The organism is Streptomyces sp. NPDC000151 (assembly GCF_040301705.1).
Lineage (GTDB): Bacteria > Actinomycetota > Actinomycetes > Streptomycetales > Streptomycetaceae > Streptomyces.
In genome coordinates this window covers 1-6,372 of record NZ_JBEPFC010000239.1, presented here as the reverse complement: position 1 = coordinate 6,372, position 6,372 = coordinate 1, and the positions used below count along the sequence as shown (strand labels likewise).

The following is a 6,372-nucleotide window of genomic DNA, read 5'->3' as shown; positions in this document are numbered from 1 at the left end:
CCGGAGCGCGCCCCAGGACCGGGGCGCGACCGACGTGCCCGCGCCGCGCGGAGCCGGTCCGGCGCCCGCGACGGAGTACGGACCGAGCGGACTGCCCAAGCGGCGCCGCGGCCAGACCCTGGCCGGCGCGCCCATCCCGCAGGCACCGCCGGCCACCGGACGCACCCGCGGCCGCTCCCACGAGGAGTCCGCCGCGCGCCTGCGCTCCTTCCGCCGGGCCGTGCGGGGCGAGGCTCCGCCCAGCCGGCCCACCACCCCCGAAAATGCCCCGAAGGACGATCCCCGATGAACACCACCGACAACCGCCTGGACTGGTTGCTGGAGAACCTCCTGCAGAAGACGCCGGGCGCCCGGCACGCGCTGGTGCTGTCCCGCGACGGCCTCAAGCTCTGCCACTCCCGGGACCTGAGCGTCGACCAGGCCGACCAGCTGGCCGCGATCGCCTCCGGCATCCAGTCGCTGTCGCACGGCGCGTCCGTCGAGTTCGGTGACGGCAGCGGCGGGGTGCGGCAGGCGATGACCGAGTTCCACGGCGGCATCCTCTTCATCGTCGAGGCCGGGCACGGCGCGCACCTGGCCGTGGTCGCCGTCGAGGACGCCGACGTCGGCCTGATCGGCTTCAACATGAACGAACTGGTCGAGCAGATCGGCGAGTACCTCAGTGCCGCGCCCCGCGAGGACGGCGGCCCCGGTCTGCCGGGCCGGCCGGCGTGAGCCCGCTCGGCCCGGACGACGACCCGGACCGCCTCTACACCGTCACCGGCGGCCGCAGCCGGGCCGCCGGGAGCCGCTTCGACCTGGTCACGCTGATCGTGGCCGAGTGCGAGCCGGCGCCCGGGATGCAGTCCGAGCACGTCCGCATCCTGGAGCTGGCCCGGCGCCCGACGGCGGTCGTGGAGCTGTCGGCCGCGCTGCGGCTGCCGGTGAGCGTCGTACGCATCCTGCTGACCGACCTGCTCGACACGGGCCGGATCACCGCCCGCCATCCCCGCACGGCCGCCCGGGCCGAGCTGCCCGAACCCGACCTGCTGAAGGAGGTGCTCGATGCACTCCAACGTCTCTGACGGCGCGGCCGGCGCCGCCTTGGCGGAGGACGTACGGGCCCCGCTGCACCAGTCCGCCGACAACGGCCTGAAGATCGTGATCGTCGGCGGCTTCGGCGTCGGCAAGACCACCCTGGTCCGCTCGGTCAGCGAGATCCGTCCCCTCAACACCGAGGAGACGATGACCCAGGCGGGCGTCGGCGTGGACGACCCGGCCGGCGTCGAGGCCAAGTCGACGACCACGGTGGCCTTCGACTTCGGCCGCATCACCATCAACGAGCGCAACGTCCTGTACCTGTTCGGCGCCCCCGGACAGGAACGTTTCTGGTTTCTGTGGGACCGGCTCTTCGCGGGGACGCTGGGCGCGGTGGTGCTCGTGGACACCCGTCGGCTGGACGACTCCTGGTACGCGATCGACCGCCTCGAAGCCCATGGAATGCCGTTCATCGTCGCCCACAACGACTTCGGCGGCGACCCGCACACCCTGGAGCAGATACGCGACGCGCTGGACCTCTCCCCCGCCGTGCCGCTGGTCGCCTGCGACGCGCGCGACCGTGACTCCAGCAAGCGGGTGCTGATCACTCTCGTACGCCATCTGTACGCGCTCGCCGCGGAGGAGCCCACGCCGTGACCGACTCCCAGCAGACCTCCGGCTGCCCCATGGCCGCCGCCGGGGCCGTACCGCTGTACGGCGAGGGGCTGAGCGGCGATCCGGCCCGGCTGTACCGGGAGATGCGCAGCCGGCACGGCGCGGTCGTACCGATCCTGCTGGACGGCGGCTTCCCGGCCTGGTTCGTGATCGGCTACCGCGAGCTGCACCAGGTCACCTCCGACCCCGAGCTCTTCGCCCGCGACTCCCGCCGCTGGCACGCCTGGGACCAGGTGCCGGAGGACTGGCCGCTGCTGCCGTTCGTCGGGTACCAGCCGTCGGTGATGTTCGCCGAGGGGCCCGAGCACCGGCGGCGGGCCGGGGCGATCAGCGACGCGCTGCTGGCCATCGACCAGTTCGAGCTGCGGCAGATCTGCGAGCGGATCGCGGACGGGCTGGTCGACGCCTTCGCCGGGCGCGGCGAGGCGGACCTGATGGCCGAGTACGCGCTGCGGCTGCCGCTGCTGGTCGTCGCCGAGCTGTACGGCGCGCCGACCAGCGAAGTGCCGGACTTGGTACGGGACATCGCCGAGTCGCTGGACGTGGGCGACGGCGCGATCGACGCGCACCGGCGGGTCGCGGAGCGGATGGCGCGGCTGGTCCGTGTGAAGCGCGGGCGGCCGGGGCCCGACGTCCCCTCGCGGCTGCTGGCCCACCCGGCGGGGCTGACCTCCGAGGAGGTGGTCATCGACCTGCTGGTGGTGATGGCGGCGGCGCAGCAGCCCACCGCCAACTGGATCGGCAACACGCTGCGGCTGATGCTGACCGACGACCGGTTCGCGGTCAGCCTGACCGGCGGGCGGCGCAGCGTGGGCCAGGCGCTGAACGAGGTGCTGTGGGAGGACACCCCCACGCAGAACTTCATCGGGCGCTGGGCGGCCCGCGACACCCAGCTCGGCGGCCACCGCATCAAGGCCGGTGACCTGCTCGTACTGGGGCTCGCCGCGGCCAACAACGACCCGCTGGTGCGGCCGGACTTCACGGCGGCGCACGCCGACGGCAACCAGGCGCACATGGCGTTCAGCCACGGCGAGCACGCCTGCCCGTACCCGGCGCCGCAGCTGGCCGAGGTGATCGCGCGCGCCGCGGTGGAGGTACTGCTGGACCGGCTGCCGGACGTGGTGCTCGCGGTGCCCGACGGGGACCTGGTCTGGCACCCGTCGCTGTGGATGCGGGGGCTGACGGGGCTGCCGGTGTCGTTCACGCCGACGTACACGCCGGGGCCGGCCTGACACCACGGGTGCCGTACGGGCCGTACCCGTACAGCACCCGGTCCGTCCGCGTCAGCCCACCGGCGTGAAGCGGACCGGCAGCGCGTCCAGGCCGCGGGTGAAGACGCCCTGTTCCCGCGGGACGAAGCCGTCCTCGAGCGCCGCGTCCGGCAGCGCGTCCAGCAGCTGCCCGACGCCGGCCTCCACCTCGGCCTTGGCCAGCAGAGCGCCGACGCAGAAGTGCCGGCCGAGCGCGAAGGCCAGGTGGTCGGCGGCGGCGGAGAAGGCCGTCGTCGCCTTGAGGTCGGCGCGGAAGATGTCGAAGGTGTCCGGGTCGGCGTACCGCCGCTCGTCCCGGCCCGCCGCGCCGATCAGGCAGGTCACCGTAGCCCCGGCCGGCACCTTGCCGCCGCCGATCGTGACCTCCTCCGCCGTCTGGCGCATGATCATGTGGACCGGGGGAGTGAACCGCAGCGTCTCCGCGAAGGCCCGCTCGATCAGCGACCGGTCCGCGCGCACGGCGGCCAGCTGCTCGGGGTGGCGCAGCAGGTTGTGCATGATGCTGGAGATCGCCTTGTCGGTGGTCTCGCCGCCCGCGGTCAGCAGCAGACTGCAGAACGCCTTGATGTCCTCGTCGCTCATCCGCGTGCCGTCGATCTCGGCGGCGCAGAGGGTGGAGAGCAGGTCGTCGCCGAGGTTCTCGCGCCGCTCCCGGATGATCGGAAGCATGTACGCGGCGAACTCCTCCTGGGTGCGCAGCCCGGCCGCCGCGACCTCCGGGTCCTGGCTCAGATTGCCGAGGAAGCCGATGATCGCGGTGTACCAGCGGTGGAAGCGGTCGTGATCGGCGCGGTCCAGGCCGAGCATGTCGACGATGACGTTGACCGGGAAGCGGGTCGCGAACTGCGCGACGAGGTCGGCCCGGCCCGCGTCGCGGAAGCCGTCGATCAGCTCGCGCGCGTTGCGCTCGATGACCGGCTGGAAGGTCTCCTGGAGCGGGACGCCGCGGAAGGCGGGCGCGACCAGCGCACGCCGTACGGAGTGCTCGCGGCCGCTCATCTGCAGGATGGTCCGGCCGTGCACCGGCTCCAGCTGCCAGTCGTAGTTGTCGGTGGTGAACGCCGGGTCCTTGAAGGCCCGTTCGACGTCCTCGTACCGGGACACTATGTAGCTCTGGGTCGCCTCGTGGTGGAGCAGCGGGAAGTCGTCGCGCAGGACGCGGTACGCGGCGTACGGATCCGCCGTGAACTCCGGCGACAGCATGTCCGGCGCTGCTCGGTCCGGCACTGCTCGGTTCGCTTCTCGGTTCGCTTCTCGGTTCGCGGCCAAGAACGCTCCCTGGGAGTGTGTGGGTGGGGGTGCTGCGATCCCCACCAAGATCGTTCCTGCTCGTCGCCCTTTCAAGACGGCCTCTGCAACCACTTTTGCGGTTACCGCCCTGACCTGCGGCGATGCGCAGACTTCCGGGGAATGACAACGGGTACCGATGCAGCCTTTGGATCTTTTGCCGAAGTGCGGTTTGCTTCGTTCGAGCGGCTTTGCGGCAGCCTTGCCGCCCGACCCAGGAGGGAGTGGGCCATGACGGGGCACGCCCACGCGCACAGCGATCACTCGGGCCACTCCCACGCGGTGGCCGCGGACGCGGACCGCCGCTGGCTGCGGGCCGCGCTGATCCTGATCACCGCGTTCATGGCCGTCGAGGTCGTGATCGGCTTCGTCGCCCGGTCCCTGGCGCTGATCTCCGACGCAGCCCACATGCTCACCGACGCCGCCTCGATCGTGCTCGCGCTGATCGCGATGCGGCTGGCGGCCCGTCCGGCGCGCGGCGGCTACACGTACGGCCTCAAGCGCGCCGAGATCCTCTCCGCGCAGGCCAACGGCGTCACGCTGCTGGTGCTGTCGGTCTGGCTGGCGTACGAGGCGGTCACCCGGCTCCTGGAGCCGCCCGAGGTCACCGGCGGCCTGGTCCTCGTCACCGCCCTCGCCGGGGTCGTGGTGAACCTCGTCGCGACCTGGTGCCTTTCGAAGGCCAATCGCTCCAGCCTGAACGTCGAGGGCGCCTACCAGCACATCCTCACCGACCTGTTCGGCTTCATCGCCACGGCGGTGGCCGGTGCGGTCGTGCTGACCACCGGCTTCGCCCGGGCGGACGCCATCGCATCGCTGCTGGTGGTCGCGCTGATGCTCAAGGCCGGCATCGGCCTGGTGCGCGACTCGGGCCGGATCTTCATGGAGGCCGCGCCCGCCGGGGTGGACCCGGACGCGCTGGGCGACCGGCTGGTCGCCGCCGACCAGGTCGTGGAGGTCCACGACCTGCACGTCTGGGAGATCACCTCCGGCGACCCCGCGCTCTCCGCGCACGTACTGGTCGCGCCCGGCGGCGACTGCCACAAGGTCCGCCGCACGCTGCAGGAGCTGCTCGCCGCGGAGTACGGCATCACGCACGCCACGCTCCAGGTCGACCACCTGGGCGAACAGGACGGCGGCGGGGAGCTGCTGCGCATCGGGGACCGCCAGGACGCCGACGCCGACCAGCCCTCCGGCGCCCACTGCGCGGACACGCACGGGCCGGTGCACCGCTCGGGGCCGCACGACCACTGAACGGCCGTCCGCAACGGCGCGTCGGCGGGCGGCGCGACGCCGGACTTCTCCGTGCCTGTGATGAGGTGGTCGTGTCGGGTTACTCGGGACGGGTTTCGGTTTCACGTGAAACGGAGGAGACATGGCAGCGAGCGCGCCGGCCCGCACCGGTGCTCCGCCCGCACGCCGCGTACCGGCCCGCCACCGACTGCGCGCCATCCTGGCCACCGTGCTGCTGGTCCTCGGCTGTCTCCTGGCCCCGCCGGCCCTCGCCATGGGCTGGGCGCGCGCCGAGCTGACCGACACCGCCCGCTACACCGCCACCACGGCACCGCTCTCCCGCGACCCGGCCGTCCAGCGGAACATGGTCACCGCGATCACCGATGAGGTGATGCGCCGGGTGGACCTGTCGCCCCTGGTGGACGCCGTGCCGCCGGCCGAACGCCCCGCGGTGCGCGAGCGGTTCACCCGCGGAGTAAGAGAGTTCGTGGCCACCCAGATCCGCGGTGTGGTCACCTCCCGTTCCTTCCCCGCCCTGTGGAGCCGCGTCAACGGCACCACCCACGCCTCTCTCGTCACCGCGCTCTCCTCACCCGGCGGCCGGCCTGTCGTGCTCGACCTGCAGCCCGTCGTCGACCGGGCCCGGGCCCGCCTCGTCCACACCGTGCCGGCCGGTGCCCGCCTGATCCAGCGCGTCCATGTCTCCGGCACCACGCTCGTGCTGCTGCGGTCCGACGAGGTCGCCGAGGCCCGCGGTCCGTACGCGGCGGTGCGGACGCTCGGCCGGCTGCTGCCCGTCGCGGCGGTGCTGAGCCTGGCGGCCGGGCTGCTGCTGGCACCGCGCCGCCGGCGGGCGCTGATCGGTACCGGCCTGGGCTGCGCGGCGGTC

At 72.8% G+C, this 6,372-nt stretch carries 7 protein-coding genes and 1 pseudogene; 7 read left to right on the top strand and 1 reads right to left on the bottom strand.

Annotated elements, in window-relative coordinates; translation table 11 throughout:
- The 5 genes and pseudogenes from ABT381_RS34575 to ABT381_RS34555 all read left to right on the top strand — a co-directional run.
- Positions 1 to 289, top strand: a pseudogene (locus ABT381_RS34575) (ATP-binding protein); the annotation flags it as partial.
- Positions 286 to 714 carry a roadblock/LC7 domain-containing protein gene (locus ABT381_RS34570; RefSeq protein ID WP_351601671.1) on the top strand — a complete coding sequence of 143 codons (429 nt, stop codon included), beginning with the start codon at positions 286 to 288 and terminating at the stop codon, positions 712 to 714. The pseudogene ABT381_RS34575 and the gene ABT381_RS34570, both read left to right, overlap by 4 nt.
- Positions 711 to 1,064, top strand: a complete 354-nt coding sequence (locus tag ABT381_RS34565) for a DUF742 domain-containing protein (RefSeq protein ID WP_030259166.1) — start codon at positions 711 to 713, stop codon at positions 1,062 to 1,064. Before ABT381_RS34570 ends, ABT381_RS34565 begins: the two co-directional genes overlap by 4 nt.
- Positions 1,045 to 1,674, top strand: coding sequence for a GTP-binding protein (locus ABT381_RS34560; protein WP_467754737.1), 630 nt, complete (start codon positions 1,045 to 1,047; stop codon positions 1,672 to 1,674). The genes ABT381_RS34565 and ABT381_RS34560 overlap by 20 nt, the downstream gene beginning before the upstream one ends.
- Entirely contained in the window at positions 1,671 to 2,924 is a 1,254-nt protein-coding gene (locus ABT381_RS34555; RefSeq protein ID WP_467754738.1) for a cytochrome P450, read from the top strand. Before ABT381_RS34560 ends, ABT381_RS34555 begins: the two co-directional genes overlap by 4 nt.
- A gap of 51 nt (positions 2,925 to 2,975) precedes the next feature.
- Here the strand turns inward: ABT381_RS34555 and ABT381_RS34550 are convergent, their stop codons facing one another.
- Entirely contained in the window at positions 2,976 to 4,166 is a 1,191-nt protein-coding gene (locus ABT381_RS34550; protein WP_351601673.1) for a cytochrome P450, read from the bottom strand.
- Between the two features lie 315 nt (positions 4,167 to 4,481).
- On the opposite strand from ABT381_RS34550, the gene ABT381_RS34545 reads away from it, so the two are divergent.
- Positions 4,482 to 5,504: a cation diffusion facilitator family transporter gene (locus tag ABT381_RS34545; protein ID WP_351601668.1), complete on the top strand. Its 1,023-nt coding sequence runs from the start codon at positions 4,482 to 4,484 to the stop codon at positions 5,502 to 5,504.
- 121 nt (positions 5,505 to 5,625) lie between these two features.
- The coding region (locus ABT381_RS34540; protein ID WP_351601665.1) for a hypothetical protein at positions 5,626 to 6,372 on the top strand (747 nt) is incomplete at its 3' end.